This window comes from Roseburia sp. TF10-5 (genome assembly GCF_003462365.1).
Classification (GTDB): domain Bacteria; phylum Bacillota; class Clostridia; order Lachnospirales; family Lachnospiraceae; genus Roseburia; species Roseburia faecis.
Genome location: NZ_QTYW01000006.1, coordinates 209,536 through 227,170 on the forward strand (window position 1 = coordinate 209,536; position 17,635 = coordinate 227,170).

General features: G+C 38.2%; 9 protein-coding genes. 8 read left to right on the plus strand and 1 reads right to left on the minus strand.

What is annotated here, in order from left to right; translation table 11 throughout:
* The first annotated feature begins 63 nt into the window (after positions 1 to 63).
* The 8 genes from DXD06_RS08415 (at position 64) to DXD06_RS17975 (ending at position 17,457) form a co-directional block, all read left to right on the plus strand.
* Positions 64 to 3,576 carry an SNF2-related protein gene (locus tag DXD06_RS08415; RefSeq protein ID WP_243000946.1) on the plus strand — a complete coding sequence of 1,171 codons (3,513 nt, stop codon included), beginning with the start codon at positions 64 to 66 and terminating at the stop codon, positions 3,574 to 3,576.
* A gap of 28 nt (positions 3,577 to 3,604) precedes the next feature.
* On the plus strand, positions 3,605 to 7,252 hold the full coding sequence (locus tag DXD06_RS08420) for a sacsin N-terminal ATP-binding-like domain-containing protein (protein WP_117831326.1): 3,648 nt from the start codon (positions 3,605 to 3,607) through the stop codon (positions 7,250 to 7,252).
* Positions 7,253 to 7,270: 18 nt separating this feature from the next.
* A complete protein-coding gene (locus DXD06_RS08425) occupies positions 7,271 to 10,978 on the plus strand; it encodes an AAA family ATPase (protein ID WP_117831327.1) in 3,708 nt (1,235 codons plus the stop codon).
* A gap of 8 nt (positions 10,979 to 10,986) precedes the next feature.
* Positions 10,987 to 11,322, plus strand: a complete 336-nt coding sequence (locus tag DXD06_RS08430; protein WP_117831328.1) for a hypothetical protein — start codon at positions 10,987 to 10,989, stop codon at positions 11,320 to 11,322.
* Positions 11,323 to 11,372: 50 nt separating this feature from the next.
* On the plus strand, positions 11,373 to 15,011 hold the full coding sequence (locus DXD06_RS08435; protein ID WP_117831329.1) for a PIN domain-containing protein: 3,639 nt from the start codon (positions 11,373 to 11,375) through the stop codon (positions 15,009 to 15,011).
* Between the two features lie 125 nt (positions 15,012 to 15,136).
* Positions 15,137 to 16,267 (plus strand): hypothetical protein, encoded by a 1,131-nt coding sequence (locus tag DXD06_RS08440; RefSeq protein ID WP_117831330.1) that lies wholly within the window; start codon positions 15,137 to 15,139, stop codon positions 16,265 to 16,267.
* A 196-nt stretch (positions 16,268 to 16,463) separates the two neighbouring features.
* Positions 16,464 to 16,751 (plus strand): LexA family protein, encoded by a 288-nt coding sequence (locus tag DXD06_RS08445; protein WP_243000949.1) that lies wholly within the window; start codon positions 16,464 to 16,466, stop codon positions 16,749 to 16,751.
* Between the two features lie 448 nt (positions 16,752 to 17,199).
* On the plus strand, positions 17,200 to 17,457 hold the full coding sequence (locus DXD06_RS17975; protein ID WP_243000953.1) for a hypothetical protein: 258 nt from the start codon (positions 17,200 to 17,202) through the stop codon (positions 17,455 to 17,457).
* Here DXD06_RS17975 and DXD06_RS17065 read toward each other — a convergent pair.
* On the minus strand, positions 17,356 to 17,635 hold a 280-nt coding region (locus DXD06_RS17065), incomplete at its 5' end, for a hypothetical protein (protein ID WP_158569505.1). The two genes, DXD06_RS17975 and DXD06_RS17065, sit on opposite strands and share 102 nt — an antisense overlap.

Genomic DNA, 17,635 nt, shown 5'->3' on the forward strand with positions numbered 1-17,635 from the left:
GTCATGGACGATTCCTACATGATTGGGAAAATGAATACATTTATGCATCGCCTGGCGGAGCAAATGAGCGGATGGTTGGGAACACGTCTGCCGAAACTGACTGATGAATGGTGGAGAGATTTGGTATATAACAATCTCTCTCAGTTACAGAGAGATCAGGTAGATCAGAAGAATATTACAGAGCTGAAAGGGCTTGACCTTGCAGCTTTACTTCGAGTGTTTGATCGTAACTGGTTTGTTATTACAAGCTCTTGGTTTGTGAATAACAAGGAACGTCAGAAGATTAGAGATATGATGGGCGTTCGTAATTCGTGGGCTCACATTTCTTCTGAGGAATTATCCAAGGAAAAGGTTATCAGTGATGTTGAAATCATTATTGAACTGATGCAGACCTTTGATGCCAAGATGAGCGAGACCAGAGATATGGAGCAGTTCATCATGGATGTTGAGGAAGACAAGGATATTCAGGATAAGCCAGCTCCACTATCGGTACAGCAGGTCGTTGTACCGCTTGCTAATTCGACTCCTGCAGTTGGTGATATAGTAGCCGGTAGCATGGTTACGCTTGTTAGTGATCCGTCTAAAGCAGGAGCTGTTATTGCAGTAGATAACGGTAAATTTACTGTATGGATGGATAACGCACCTCAGACATTCTACCGTGAGCAGATTCAGCTGAAGGCACCGGAAGTAACAAATGCTCATTTAGCATTATCAAGAGTACGCTCTGCTCTTACTGCATATCAGATTAATAATCCGGGTTCAAGTAACCTTTATTCGCTTAATTCGGCGCGTATTGACTTTGTACCGTATCAGTTTAGACCGGCTCTTAAGATGATTAAAGCAGACAGCCCAAGACTCCTTGTTGCTGATGATGTCGGTGTTGGAAAAACTATTGAGGCGGGGCTTATTCTTAAGGAAATGGAAGCACGTTCCAGCATCAATTCTGTACTTATTATCTGTCCAAGGCCACTGGTTGCAGAGCGTAAGTGGGAACTGGAAATGAAGCGCTTTGATGAAAACTTTACGCAGCTTGATGGTAAAGAACTTCTTGAATGTATTTCCGAAATAGATCGTGATGGCGAATGGCCGGAACGACACAAGAAAACGATTATTCCATATTCTCTTTTCGGAGAGGATATGCTTGCAGGAACTGAGTCTACAAGTGATAAGAAGAGAAAACAGAAAGGCTTATTGCAGCTTGATCCTGTGCCTCATTTTGACCTTGTTATTGTGGACGAGGCTCATAATATACGTAACTCAAACACCTGGGCGTATCAAGGTGTAGAGCTCTTTACGAGAGCTGCAGATGCAGTTGTATTCTTGACTGCTACACCGCTGCAGAACAGCAACAATGACCTCTATACGTTATTGAACCTGTTAAGACCGGATGTTGTACTTGATAAAGATACTTTTCAGACCATGGCAGAGCCGAATGCTTATATTAATGGTCTGCTTCGTGCTGTCCGCAATCAGGAAGAGGGTTGGCAGGAGACAGCAAAGGAAGAAATATCTCATATACTTGAAACAACATGGGGACGTAATGTAATCCAGCATAATCCGAACTTCGCACAGGTATTTGAACTTGTTGACAAGGGAGTAATAACAAGAGAAGAGAAGGTAGAGGCTATTAGCCTTATTGAGAGTTTACATTCTTTCAATAGTTTGATTACACGAACTAGAAGACGTGACATTGAGGATTTCTGTATCCGACACACACAGACGATAAAGGTACCTTTTACAAGCGCACAGCAGGATTTATATGATGCCCTGATGGAATTTGAAACTAATGCTCTTACACAGATGCATGGAAGCAGATCTGTACGTTTTATGATGTGTACCATCATGAGACAGGCTGCCAGCTGCATTTATGGTTTAGCTCCTTTTGTAAAGGATATAGTGAATAAGAAACTGTCTCAGATTCAGGAAGATGGCGAGTTATACGAGGCAGATATAGATCTGAACTCAGAACTTGAAAACTCTATTTTTGAGCTGGCTGATGAATTGGATAAGCTGACGGAATCACTTCAGGAAGAAGATCCTAAGTTAGAGAAACTTTACGAAGTAATTGATCAGAAGCAGAAGGAGGAAAACAACAGAGTTATTCTGTTCAGTTCCTTCCGTCACACGCTTCGTTATGTAAAGAAGCATCTTCAGGCAAAGGGATACAGAGTTGCGCAGGTTGATGGTTCTGTTCCTGATGAAGAGAGATTCAAGATTCGTGAGAGATTTCTCATGGACAGAGATAACGAGCAGGCAGTGGATGTCCTTTTGTTCTCCGAAGTAGGATGCGAAGGTTTGGACTATCAGTTCTGCGATACCATGATTAACTACGATCTACCTTGGAATCCTATGCGTATTGAGCAGAGAATCGGTCGTATTGATCGTCGTGGACAGAAGAGTGAGTCAGTTCGAATTTACAACATGATAACCGACGGCACTATTGATGCGGTTATTCATGATAGATGTCTTTCTAAGATTGGCGTATTTGAAGCCAGCATAGGTGATTGCGCTGAAATCCTTGGCGATATAAGCGAACAAATCTTCAAGATTATGCTTGACCCTGGTCTTACTGACGAAGAGCGTCAAATGAAGATTGAGAAGATGGCTGATAATGAAGTCATGAAGGTACAGGAGATGAATCGCTTAGAGCAGGAAGAGAAGTCCTTATATGGCTTTGATCTTTCAAATTATATCCAGAACAAGGATGTACAAGATGCAGAAAGCCAGTGGATAACACCTGATAGCATTAGCAATCTCGTTGATTCATTCTTAATTGATTTCCTTGGTGATGGAGAATACATTCGTTCCAACAAGCAAAATGAACTTAGAACCATGCGAATTGCATCGGATAAGAAGCAGCTGTTGATTGATGATCTTAAGAAGATGGAGCTTGTGAACAATAATAATGCCACAAAGCTTTGGAATGCATATCTAAAGTCTACGGTGGCACAGCTTCGTATTACTTATGATGCTACTACAGCTAAAGATAATAGAGATACAACATTCCTTACACAGATGCATCCGCTTGTTTTACAGGCAGCTAAGCATGTGAGTGAGATGTTACCTTGTGAGATTGGAATCAGCGTATCCGATGATTCAATCCCTGCAGGTGATTACGAGTTTCTAATTTATGCATGGAAATATGTGGGTCTTCGCCCGGATATTAAGTTGATTGCAGTAAGTGATAATGATGCGGTTAGGGATAATGTTCTTAACTTTATGCAGTATGCATCTGACTTTACATTTGATGATGCTTCACATTCTGCAAGATGGGATAGCATGGACAAGATCCATTACGAAAACTGGCAGGCTGCAAAGGAAGAATATATAGAGCTGGTTAAGGAAGATTGTGATTTCAGAGTAGAACAGCTTAGACAGACTACTACTAAGCGTGAAATTATTATTAAGGGACAGATTGCAAATGCTACGGATGAAAGAATCCTTCGCATGAGAAATGCTCAGTTGGAAAACCTCCGTAAGCATTATGAAGAGCAAAAGAAAGTATTGGAAGAAACAATCCAGAAGGCTGATATTCATACTCAGCCGCTGGTTAAGGGTGTTTTACATGTTGAGTAAAGCCCAGGCATAAGGAGAGAAGGTAGCCATGGGAAGAATCGATTATAGAGCGATTTATGATAGAAACAAACATGGATGGTATGACATGACAGAGGATCCTCAGAAATACGAGGCTCTTTTGGCAGGTCACTATTCAGATAGCAACCATTTTGTATATGAGCTTTTGCAAAATGCGGAAGATGCTTTTGATAAGAGTACAGGAGTTTCGGCAAGCAAAGTTGTTATTGAGTATTATCCTGATAAGCTCGTGTTCTATCATAACGGAAAGCCTTTTGATGAGGCAGATGTTAGGGGCGTTTCATCAATGCTCATGGGAACAAAGGATAGGGATGATGCCCAAACCATCGGTAGATTTGGTATGGGCTTTAAGTCCGTGTTCAAATACACCTACCAGCCTGAAATCTATTCTGATGATGAGGCTTTTAAGATTACAAATTACCTTCTCCCTGTAGAGATTACAGATGGCTGGGATTATGAGACCGAAAAGAAGAACATTATTTGTAAATTAGGAGAAGGTAGATCATTTGTACCTTTTTCGAAGGAAGAACATTTAACCAAGATAGTTATTCCTTTTCAAAAGTATGGTAAGGACGGCGGATTAGTGCCGGTTCCCGGAGATGACGTATTAAAGAAGCTTGATGAATTGGATGGCGAGATTCTTTTATTCTTGTCGCACATTCAGAATCTTTACTGGGTAAATAAAGAAACCGGAAAATTTGCCTATATTACGTTAAAGCAGGATGAAACAGACGAGAAGTTAATTACATGTCGCATTGAAGGAACTGATTATGACGATAAAGAGGAAATCTCACGTTATTTGAAGTTTAAGCGTGTATTCGATCATCCTGAAATGGATAATGCCGAAGTAAGCGTAGCATATAAGCTTAATAGCCGTGCAGATAATATCAATGAGGTGGATGGTTCTTCGGTATGGGTTTATTTTCCAACTAGAGATGAGACCGATTTACCTTTTTTGATTCATGGATCATTTGAAACGGCAGTTTCACGAGAAAAACTTATGTCACCTTCATCTTTCAATGATGATCTTTTTGATGAATTAGGCGATTTGATAGCGGAATCTATGTTGGATTTGGCAGAACGTAAGTTGATTACTCAGGTGTTCTTGAGAAGAAGCATTCTGGGCGCATTTGAGGATGAAGAGGATAATGAGACTATTCCAGGATTAAAAGAGAAGATTACAGATGTTATTGTAGAGAATGGTCTTTTACCTGATAAAAATGGTACATATAGAAAGCCAGAAGAAATGATTCTTCCGGTTCCTTTTCGAATGGCCGATTTTGCAGATAAGCCACTTTTTTCTCAGCTATTTAGAGATAAGGTATTCGTGGCTTTTAATAACGAACGTGAAGCAAAATTCAGCGAGTACTATAGCTGGCTGGTAAATGATTTAGAAGTACCGGTTTATGGATTACGTGAGTTGGCAACGGATTTGTCAGTATTTGCCGATTCAACCGTTCCGACATCTGGAGAAAAATATGAAAACCTGAAAGATTTCTATGATTTTCTTTCTGATAATAGAGAATCGGTATATGATACCGGACTTACGTATATGCGAAGTGGTCCTTATGAGCAGAGATTACGTCGAGACCTAAAAGAGGCTTGGAAAGTTTTTAGAAAGGCGCCAATCATTCTTAATCGCCTTAACCATCTTGTGCCTGCGGAAGTAGATGGTAAAGCAACCATTTATCTAGGAGCATCAAGTGAATACAAGAGTGTGATGCAATCTGCTTTGGTAAGCAAAGGTATAGCAGATACGTTTGGAAAAGTGTTGACGGACGGATTTCATATCCAGGAGTTTAACAATTTCCAATACATTAAAGAGAAGGTTATACAGAAATATATTGATATTGAGGATAGCCTTGGATTTGCAGATCATGATGATTTTACAGAAGAATATGTTGAAGATCTCAATCAGATATTTGCGTTGATTAAAGAAACCGGCGATATATCGGGGATAAAAGAACTTTTGAAGGAAGCTTTTATTATAAAGATAAAGCCTGAAGGGGATGAGGAAAAAGCGAACTTCTGCAGGCCGGGGGATTGTTATGTGCCAGTTTCTGATGAAGGAATAAATCTGGAATTATATTATGCACCGATTTTAGTAGAAGGTGTAGAAGATGATGAGCAGGATGATCCTGATAACTGGGATGACTTTGGATTGTCTGCTATCGATAAAGATTTTTTTGAAGAAAATGGCATTTCTATTAGTGCGCTTTCTAAATTAGGATTAATTACTTCTCCTGTTAGTGAAGGGGCTAGATCACAGGATGGAGTAGGAGATTCCTACTGGCATGCTATTGGTGAATTTTGTCCTAACATACGAATCGACAGACTTGCAGAGAACCTTGCTTATATCGAAGAGTATTACGATCAGGATTTAGCAAAAGAAAAGTCAGTTGAGATACTCAATTTAGTTACCAAAATAGCTAATAAACTGCAAGGAAAGAAAAAATTAAGGAAACTATCTCCGTATACTAGCGAGTTACTAAATGCTTATGTTTTACATGGCATTATTCGCCAATATAAATGGCTATATGATAACGAACTTGAAACTCATGTTCCAAAAGATATATCTCGATTTGAACTTAGTACAGCACTTTATAAAGATATTACTGCTGACAAAAAAGCTTTTGAAATAATTGGTTTTATAGAAAAAGAAGCTGATGAGACTGAGGAAACATTCCAGAAAGCAGCTAATTTGAATAGACAAGACAAGAAGCTTCTTGTTACTCAGTTAGCAAGAGAACTTGGCTTGCAGGTTTCTGAAGCGAATAATGATGATGATGATGATGACTGGGATGATGACGACGGAGAAGTATTTGATCCAAATGCTTGGAGAGATGAAGAGTTCCCTGTAAATAGAATTAGTAACATCGATTATCTGATCCGTCATGTACAGGAGCAGTTCTATTGTGCTGATCCTATTACTTATAAGCAGGTATGGAGACAAATTCGTGTCAGCAAGAATGCTAAAGCAGACCGTTCTTATGCAATTGGTATGTATACCAATTCAAGCAATACAAAGATATGTCAGATGTGTAGGAAGCCTGTAGCATTTATTGAGGTTGATCAGATTTCAAATTTTGGAATTGAGATGCCACAGTTGAATCTATGTCTCTGCAGAGAATGTTCCGCAAAGTATCATGCTATGCGTGATGGAAATAAGGAAGAATTTAAGAAGCAGATCAGAGCTGCACTGCTTTCGATTGATATTGAAGAATATTCGGATGATTATTCTATTCAGTTTAATGAAGATACAACGCTCTACTTTACGCAGACTCATATAGCAGAAATACAGGAAATATTACGGCTACTTGCTGAATATGGAGCGCCTGCAGAAGAAGAGGATGAAAATGAGGGCAAGGTTGGCGGCCCACTGATGCATCCTATGAGAGCTCAAGATACTGATGATTCTATCGCAGCAGAGTCTTTTAATATTCCGAATAATTTAGGAACGTTTGACGATGCTACAGAAAAAGAGGATGTGGCAGTAGCAGGAAAGTTTATTAGCTACAAGAAAAAATTTGCTAATGATGAGATTTACGACAATGTATTGCAACCCAATAGGTTTCCGCTGCATAAAGCGCTGGAAGGGCATAAAGTTGGGGATGTAGTGACGTTTCAGGGTAAGGAATATGAAATTATAGGACTTTGATAGAATGGAGTGAATGGTATGGCACAGCATATATCGGTCAGAGTACCATGGCATGACAATGGATGGAACGGCACAGTGTGCCAGTTTCCCGGTGAGAATAACGCATGTCTTAGACTAAAGAATATCTATGAGAATCGCAATGATGCTGAAGAAATAGATATATGTGGTCAGTGCATGGAGCATTTGGAAGAGAAACTTCCCTGTATAGGGGAGGGCTCTGCCTTTATGTCTGACAAAGACCTTGTAAAAACAACTGTGCATCCGTATAAGAAATCCAATCCGGCTACACATGGTCATTTTCAGGATACTGAGATTGTGTACCCGGCGTACTCTTTCCCATCAAGACCTTTTGCATGGCTAATGAAAAGCAGTATCCAGTCCATGCAGGAGAACTATGGCATAAAGATTGATCAGAGCATAGAGCCTCAGTTGAATTTTGAAACAAACTGGATTCAGGAAAGAGATAATCACAAGGCTATATTTGATTATTTTTATGGAGATGTGATTCCGGATCAGTCTCTTGTAGTTGCGTATTCTAAGCAGGTTCCTTTCGTAGAGGATCATCGCCGGGTAATTATCGGAATGGGTCATGTTAAGCGTATTGTTGAAGCTGAAGAGCATAAGCATACAGATGAAAAGCCACTTCGTTCACTTACATGGGAAACACACGTATGTCATTCGATTAGACCTGATCATGAGGACGGATTTGTTATCCCTTATCAGGAGATGATGGCATATGCCGAGGAACATCCCGAGTTTGATATAAATGAGATAACTGTGTTTGCGCCTGATGATGCATTCGCAGAGTTTTCTTATGCAACTGAACACGTTAGTTATGATGCAATGATTGACGTGATTCTTTCGTGCATAAAGTCTTTTGAAAAGATTAATGATTGCCTTGATGAAGATTATTCCAATGTCCTAGATTGGCTTAATGCAAGACTTGCTGAAGCATGGGAAGATCGAGGAGCTTTTCCGGGGCTTGGGCCGATGCTTAGTGCGATGGAGGTACCGCTTGGTGTACTTATTGCCAAGCAGATCAGGGAGCAGGCATCTAAGGAAGATAATATTTGGGATATTGTTGACACGGTGTTTGAAGCTCCGGAAAAGGTGCTTTCTGAGAACCTTGCAAAGATTACGCCCATCATGAAGCAGACTTGGAAGGCAATGTCTGAGGAAAGAAAGACCTTATTCAGATTGTTATCACGCATGTCTATCAGCATTGATCAGGCAAAAGTTCTTTTTATAGAAAGTGATAGACAAAAAAAGCGAATCAGTTGCTCGGACAGGGAGATTATAGAGAACCCGTATGTCATTTATGAACAGACAAGGTTAAAACAGGAAGCATTGTTTGTTTCTGTAAAGAAGGTAGATAGAGCGGTATTCGCTATCCCTTCAATAGCTGTGAAATATCCGCTTGAAGCACCTTCTAAGCTTACTTCTGATAATGATGAGCGCCGAGTACGTGCTATTGCAGTTTCTGTAATGGAAAATGCAGCAGAGAATGGTAGTACCATTATGCCTTGTACGAATCTCTCTGACGCAATGAGAAGCCTTACGCTTGATCCGGAATGCGCAGTGACTCCGGATATTATTAAGGCTGTTGAAAAGTTCATGCTTCCAGAGATTATGAAGCGTGAGATGAAAGATGGAACTGAGTATTACAAGCTTGTTCGTATACAGGAGTTCGATGATATTATCGAGCGCAGAATAAGCAGAAGGCTTAATGCTCCGAGACTTCCACTTAATGCGGATTGGAGAGCTTATCTTGATTCAAAGTTTAATGAAGTGGATGAGAAGACAGGAGAAATTCTTTCTATCTCTGAGCAGGAGGAAAGAGCTCGTCAAGAAAAGGCAGCTATTTTGAATGAACTAGCACAGTCAAGAATATCTGTACTTGTTGGTGATGCCGGTACCGGAAAGACAACAGTGCTTTCGGTATTGTGCAGCCATCCTGATATTAAGGCTGGCGGAGTTTTACTTCTTGCACCTACCGGTAAGGCAACAGTGCGTTTATTAGAGAGCATGGGTGAAGAAGGTAAGGGCTTCACAGCGCTTAATGTAGCCCAGTTTTTAGTTCGTAGTAAAAGATTTGATTTTAGCGATATGCGGTACATTCTGTCTGATGAAGAATTTGCGGATGTGCCGGATACCGTAATCATAGATGAATCCTCTATGTTGACAGAGGAAATGTTTGGAGCTCTGATGCAATCGCTGAAGAGAGCCAAGAGAATAATCTTTGTAGGCGATCCAAACCAGCTTCCTCCGATTGGAGCAGGAAGACCGTTTGTAGATCTTGTTTACATGGTTAAGATGAACCTTAAGCCTGGGTTTCCGAGGGTTTGCGACCATTATGGTGAGCTGACTGTAAACCGTCGTCAAAAGGCAGATGAAGTCCGTATGGATGTGCGTTTATCAAGGCTGTTCACTAGCACAGAAGAGCGTCCGGATGACGATGTTATTACGGATATTCTTCGTGATGGCAATCCTAATATTGAATTTGAACAATGGAGCACCAGAGAGGAACTGGAAGAAAAACTCTTATCTATCATGGCTCGTGAAATCGGAATGAAAGATGTAGAGGATCAGGAAGGCTTTGATAGAGCTCTCGGTGCTGAGTTCGGTGAATATGGCACATTCTTTAATGTTGGCGCGGCAAAGCAGGCTGATAAGTGGCAAATTCTGGCTCCGGTTAGAAATATGCCTCAGGGCGTTATGAATATGAACCGTTTGATTCATCTCAAATACAGAGAAAAGTATCTTGAGGTATCAAAACACTGGGGAGCGCGTAAGCGTATTGCTAATAGCCTGGGTCCAGAGGGTATTGTTTACGGTGATAAGGTAATTAATGTAATCAATACTTTTCAAAAGGAAGCATGGCCGAAGGATGATGACGCAAGAAATTATATTGCCAATGGTGAAATAGGAATAGCATGTGGTGACTATTCTGCGAAACGCAAGAATAACTACATGCATGTAGAGTTTTCATCACAGCCTGGATATATGTATTCCATTGACAAGAAGGATTTTGATGAAGAGAGTGGCTCGGCACAACTTGAACTTGCATATGCTCTCACAGTGCATAAAGCACAGGGAAGCCAGTTTAAGACTGTCATACTTGTAATGGCTGAACCCTGTCAGATTATTTCAAGGGAAATGCTTTATACAGCCCTTACAAGGCAGCTTAACAAGATTATTATCCTGTATAATCAAGAGCCTTATCATCTGCTTAATTACTCGACAGATGCAAATTCAGATATAGCTACAAGGTTTACGGATCTATTTGCTGATGTATTTAAGGATGAAGGGCCTGATCTGAGACCTCAGATTGTCGAAGTCGCCGGAAAATTCTATGAGGATAAGCTGATTCATAGAACAGCTCGTGGAGAGCTTGTACGTAGCAAGTCAGAGGTGGCTATTGCAAATGCTTTGTATTATCACCATATCGACTATGAGTACGAGCCCGAATTGAAGCTGGAGGATAAGATTAAGCGCCCTGATTTCAAGGTCGAGGATTATGATACCGGAGTTGTCTGGTACTGGGAGCATTGCGGCATGATGACAGATCCTCAGTACAGAAAGCGTTGGGAAGATAAGAAGAAGTTCTATGAGAAGAATGGCATTGTGGAAGGCAAGAATCTTATCTTCACATATGATGACGAAAACGGTGGAATAGATACGGAACTAATAGAGAAGATCATAAAAGATACATTTGATGAGGATTAGATACAGCTATGGAAGGTAAGTATCCTGTTGTTACTCTTTGCGGAAGTGCAAGGTTTAAAGAACAGTTTATGGAAGCACAGAAGAGACTTACATTGGAAGGTAACATTGTTATTAGCGTGGGTCTCTTTGGACATTCTGGTGATCAGGAAGTCTGGGAGAATATGGATGAAGGAACTCTCACCAAGACTAAAGAAATGCTGGATGATATGCATAAACGCAAGATTGATATGGCAGATGAAATATTTGTAATCAATGTTAATGGATATATTGGTGATAGTACTTGCTCTGAAATTGATTATGCAAAGGCACATGGTAAGAAGGTAAGGTATTTGGAAAAAATATAGTATGTACAAGGACTATAGTAAAAATAATAAAGTGAATCGAGGAGCGCAAATTGGTTATTGAATGGGGTAAGGCTGCAGGTATTGCATATAATATAATAAGTCTTTTTCTTAATGATGAAATATCATCAGGAAAGAATAAGATTAAAAATAAAGTTATAGAAAGATTTCATAGGCGAAAAATAAAAAGGTTCTGTTACTCATATTTTATAAAGCATAATGGAACAGTTATAACTAATCCTGTTTTTGCTGAATTCATAAAAAACGATCAGACTATAGAACGTCTTTTTATTTATACCGGGAAAGCGCATGTAGATCAAACTGATAGTGAATATCTTAATTCTGAAATGATTAGAATTGAGAAAGAATTAGAATACCCTATTACTGTTTTAGATAAAAAAGCTATTCGAGGATTCTTAAATGGATTGCTTTTACAACATAGGCAGTACAGAGAAAAATGTTTGACTGATGATTCTAAGCAAATTATTCAAAATAATGATAGAAATACGAAAGAAATTATAAACAGCTTTGAATCGATAAATGAAGATACTAAGAATGAACTATTGGCAGCTATATCCGCCAAGGGATCATTACAGATTAGCCAAGAGAATGCAATCTTTAAGATTCTTAATGATAGTTTTTGGAACGGCGAATTCTACATTTTGGAGAGCATACAACCTGCTCTTCATGAAAAGAGTGAAAGCCTTGATATTTGGGTAAATATGGTGCTAAATATGGCACTTCTTAATGGTGAAAACTATAGGACTTTTCATTCTGTAAATGATATAAAAAATCCAAATGTAAGAGAGGATGCAGTACGGAAGAATGTTATTTTTTCTTATTTGAGCAAAAAAACAGATGAAATTGAAGCGTTCAATGTCTCAGGAGACCTTAAAGAATTAGTAGAGAGAATTAGTATTGGTGATGAATGGCTATTCAGTGAGTCTAAAGAGGTAAAGGATAATGTTGAATACTATAACATTACGCCTTTTTCTGGGCTCAAGCAAGAAGATGAGACGATTAAAAACCTTCAGATTATTTATATATTTGGCAAGGGTATTTTAGGCGTTGCTAAGGTTATTGATAATATTGGTGTTAGAGAATCCAATTTTATTGTAGAGTTGTTAAGTGATACTAGGCATTATGAAGATTCTATAATAACTTGTGAAAGTGAAACAGAAGCTAGAAAACTATCGTCAGCTTTATTTGAAAAGCTACGGGGCGAGAAAAATAAATATGTCAAAACATGTAAGGAATTGCAAGTGATTTATTGGCGTATATTATTACAAGCAGCATCTGTTAGTAACAACAATAGAGTTAATGATATTGTTTCAAATATTCCGGAAGTAATTAAGGAAGAATTAGCTGAAAGTATTTTTCTGGCCCGTTTTGAAAATGGAGAAGACATTAGCAACAAAGAAGTCATTGATATATGGAATAAGACAAAAAAACCACGTATTATGATTCCATATTTTGCAAAGACTAGTGCCAATAATGCTAAACAGCTTATTAGTGAAATTTCTGATATTATGCAAAATCCGGAATTAGTTATAGTTTACATAGAAACCTATCTAAAAGAGGATAGATATGATGAAGCAAAGCTTTTAATAAGACAATATGAAGCTTTGTGCAATGGGTATGCTGAATTCTTGGTTGATAAGATACAAGTTTTTCATGATGAGGAAGACGTGAAAGTACTTGTGGAAAAATGGAATAATCGGCAGTTGTCTTATATTACTAATCAAACGGATATAGCAATTGCTCACCTTTTGTTTGATTGGAAAAAATATGAGATGTGCCTGAATGTTCTTCAGGCCTTGGAACTTAAGGGATTTGTCAACCATAAATTAAAAAAACTGCGTGCTTTTTCCTTGATAAATACTGATAGAACGGTTGAAGGTCTTTCTATTTTGAATGAGCTTATTCCTGAATGTAGGGAGGATAAGGCAGTTGTGGGCAATATATTAAATTGCTCACTTGGTTTACAGAGAGAGATTTCTGAGGAGGTATTATTAGCAGCAGAAGAGATTAATACTCCTGAGATTAATCTTTACTTAGCAGTTGCCTATGAACGGCGTGGTGATATAGCACTTGCTAAAAAGATATATTGGAAATCATTATTATTTAATAAAAATACTAAGTCAAAAGTTTATGGTACGTATTGGTTTTTCTCAACAAATCATATAAAAGGCAATGGTGTAGTTGAAATATCTGATGAAAATACATGTATTATCGCAGATGAAGTTGATGGTAATAGAAGAGTATCCTTGGGAATTCTTTCAAAAGAGTACTTAGAATCAGAGCTTAATTTAGATGATTTATTCATTGTACCAACAGATAATGCTATAAAGCGAGGTTGGATTGGAAAAAAAGTTGGGGCGGTTATTGAATATGAAAGTATTCAGTATAATATAGTCCAGATAAAAACTATGGATGCTCGTTTTTCCGAATATTGTCTTGGAAAAATGATAGATTATGACAATGTAAAAGTTCTATCTGTACCTCAAGATTCTGAACCAGAAAAGATGAGGGAATGCTTTGTTAATTTCTTAAAAGAGAACTCTTTCGGAAATAACAAGATTCAAGATTTGATTAAAGATTACAAAGACTTATCAAAAGTACCATTAAGTTTATTTTCTTTATCACAAAGCTTACGTCCCAATTATATAGTTTTAGTGTATGAATTCTTGAAAGATCCGTCATTGTTGATTAGAGAATGGATAGATTATGACAATGATGTAGCTTGCATAAATGAGGAAGGTTACATTCTGTCGTTTTCATCACTTATCCTTCTTTTTTTACTAGATGTACCGGTTGAGATGTTAATCGATAATAATGTATATCTGCCGAAGTCCACAGTATTAGAACTAAGAGATGAGAAAGATAAAGTTATTTCTGAGAACAAACGAGATGGCGGAGGAACGGTAGCTGTTGTTGATGATCAATTGCAGTTTTTTGTAAATTCAGATGATTCAAAGCAAGAATTGATGAAGTATGTAACTGAACTGCTAGAATATGCTGAAAAAATACCTACAGTTGATAATAAGAAGGACTTTTCGTTAAACAATATTCCAGAATCTCAACTGCGGCTTTTATTAGGAACTCCTGATTTAGATGCCATTTCAATTTGTAAAACAGAGAATTATGCTCTTATATCATTTGAAATATTTTTAGTAGAGTTAAATTTATTAGCTGGAAATAAGAGCATTACTCCGCTCGCATATATTAATTCAATCGAAAAAGATGATAGTGGTTTGATTGGTTATCTAAATAAAATGGTTCAATTTCATATGATGAATATTCTTAATAAGGATATTTATGAAAGAATAGCAAAGAGCACTGCCTCAGGAATTACGGAAGAGTGGAACCAATATATTGGAATGATTGATCAACAAGACAGTAATTATAAGAACTGGATTAAAGAACATTTTGCACTTGTTGGACAAAAATATCAACAGAACAGAGGCGAAGATCAAACTATAAATGATATAGAAAAAATATTCACCGTCGAATTATATAAACTCTTGGAACGAGAAGTACATTATAGTATGGATACTCTGCATGATGAAAAAGGCAACTTGGTGATTCGTACATACATGAGAGTATTTGATAAAAAGGAGCAAAAATATATAGAAGGCCTAGATCAAATTATAGATAGCGTGTTTCAAATTGATTTTTCGGATGAACAATAGAAGCCGGAAAATATGAAAAAGGTTAGAATAATGTTAAAAAAGTAAGTCGCGCTCCTTGAAAACCATCTCGCGTTCATGTTTTGCTTGATTTTGTGATAGGGTTTTATCTGAAGGAGGAATAAGACATGAATTTTATGGAAAAGACTTACATTGATAATGGCATAACATATTACATTGATGTTGACGCTTTGAATGCAGAACTAGATATAAGACGAGGTAAAGAAGGTATACAAAATTATGTTGATTCTTTGCCAAAAAAGGATGAAATGAATATGCCTTCTGGTAGATCTGTTTTGGATTGGACAACGAAGGTTCATTGCCCTCGTAATATTTCACAGCTAAAATGCTTGTTGGATGCCATATCGGTTGAATATGAGAAGGTTATGATTCCAGAAAGCGTGGCATTTGATCCAGAGTATGAAAAGAAAAAGATAGTTGAACGTCAATTGTCTCTTAATGAAAAGAGGAAAAGGTTAGGGCTGGATGTATTCTTTATGGCACATTACCTTTTTTATTTCGGTCCATATAAAATTAGTCCGTTCAATATGAAAAGAGTTTTTGATGGAAAAATGATTGCACCGAGTGAATTCCTTGATGATGTAGAAGAAGTATTAAATCGTTATGATAAGGAACCAGTATATTCTAAAAATATTAAATCAGACTATAGGTGGAACGATGCTAATGATAGGAGCTTACGAAACAGATTTAAAATAGTTTTTCCAGGTTATGAGCTTGTGTCAAAAGTCCTTCGTTATGAGTATGGATTCAATGTATCAAGATGGCAACTGATGCTAGTTATAAATGGTATATATAGTCCATCTCCAGAACTGACTAGCGCTCTTGAGGAGATTTACAATGAAGCGAAGCAACATGTAATAGCAAATAATTTTGGAAGTGATTATTTAGATTTTGAATATTGTGAACCAATTGAGGAAGTAGCAAAAGGTGATTGGTATGTTCCAATATTATTGGGAAATGATACTATAATTACAAGGCATTTTAAATACAAAAAAATGGAGAAATTCTGCAAATTGAATGAAAAGCGTATGCAGCCTGCATGCGTACACGATATGAATATTAGTTCAATATGGGATATTCAAGAAGCTGTAGATCTTGCTCAGGAGAAATTCTCAACTGTATTGGTTTATGCTAATTGGGATTATGTAGATGAAGATATAAAGGCCCTAATATGTAATTACTCGAAAAATCATAATGTCCCGTTACAATACATGTTTAAGGATAATCGTATAGCATAGCCGTTCTAGCCTGTCCCTATAAAAGGACAGGCTTTTTGTTACCATAGGTATCATAAAAGGGGGAGTGCACGATTTTCGCGGCTGTCAGATATTTTTGATATTTTGTAGATTAGTGTTGCGAACAAGTGTTTGTGGTGATGTACTTTCAAATAGGAAGTAACGAAAGCAGATTGCTTCCTTTAGAAAGGAGCGGCGTATGAGACATAAATCTACAGAGCTTATGGGTACTATTAAGGCATTTGTAGAGGAATACTACAAGAATTATCGCCACTCACCGTCTACAACAGAGATTGCCAATGCGGTCGGTATTGCTAGAGGAACTGCATATAAGTATCTGTTAGCCATGAGTGACAATGGCATGATCAGATATGATGGCCAGCAGATTTCTACTGAGCAGACCGAGAAGGTTCAGACAGAGTTTACAAGCGTAGCACTTCTTGGTGCTGTTTCCTGCGGCGCCCACACTGGAGGAAGAGCACGCTGAAAGTTATGTGTCATTGCCTGTTTCTATGTTTGGCAACGGAACTTTTGAGAAGGATCTCAATACCCTTGCTGTTGAAAATAATATCCAGCCGAATCTGCTCCGCAACTGGAAAAAGGATTTGATGACAAGCGTGAGGATAACCTCAAGGAAAAGCTTGCCGAAGAACGCAAGGAAAAAGCGGAGTATGCAAAAAAGGTTGGTCAGTTAACCATGCAGGTTGACTGGCTCAAAAAAATCTGAAGAAATTTGTGGATCTGACTACGAGAGTAAGTTTAGTCCAAAACCTTTTGACGACTAAAGAAATACCCGCTTCTGTTGGTGCAAAACTGCTTGATATCAATCGTACAAGTATTTATTACAAAGGACGCCTGTATCCGATGAAGAACTGGCTTGTAAAGAGATCATTGATCATCTCCATACAGATAACCCAGCCTGGGGTACAAGACAAATGTCCGCACAGCTAAAGTCTAGAGGATATCATGTAGGACATCGGAAAGCACGACGTTACATGAACGAAATGGATATTTATCCAATCTATCCTAAAATGAATCTTTCCAAACTATGCAACAGGCCAAGGTATGTCCTTATCTGCTCCACAATGCCACTATACTTTGCCTGTCTTTTTTGCCTGAATGATCATACTCATTTCATGTGGCAGGATGAGTTCCACACCCAGCTGTTTTGCATACAGCCGTGTTTCTTCTGACGCATCTGATGTGGAAAAGGCCACAGGAATACAGTTGTCTGCCGTTGCATTTCTTACATGCATTCCTGCATAAACCTCTGCAACTGCGTAAGCGCCTAGTTTCAGGGTGGATTTAAAATCATCATAAAATTTGCCATAATTATAGATGATAGATGCCAGCATTTTACTACAGTATCGG

Excerpts from the sequence above, each read along its gene's own strand:
- DXD06_RS08440 (WP_117831330.1), top strand. The coding sequence starts at position 15,137 with ATGAATTTTATGGAAAAGACTTACATTGATAATGGCATAACATATTAC.
- DXD06_RS08415 (WP_243000946.1), top strand. The coding sequence starts at position 64 with ATGAGCGGATGGTTGGGAACACGTCTGCCGAAACTGACTGATGAATGG.
- DXD06_RS08430 (WP_117831328.1), top strand. The coding sequence starts at position 10,987 with ATGGAAGGTAAGTATCCTGTTGTTACTCTTTGCGGAAGTGCAAGGTTT.
- DXD06_RS08420 (WP_117831326.1), top strand. The coding sequence starts at position 3,605 with ATGGGAAGAATCGATTATAGAGCGATTTATGATAGAAACAAACATGGA.
- DXD06_RS08425 (WP_117831327.1), top strand. The coding sequence starts at position 7,271 with ATGGCACAGCATATATCGGTCAGAGTACCATGGCATGACAATGGATGG.
- DXD06_RS08445 (WP_243000949.1), top strand. The coding sequence starts at position 16,464 with ATGAGACATAAATCTACAGAGCTTATGGGTACTATTAAGGCATTTGTA.
- DXD06_RS17975 (WP_243000953.1), top strand. The coding sequence starts at position 17,200 with ATGTCCGCACAGCTAAAGTCTAGAGGATATCATGTAGGACATCGGAAA.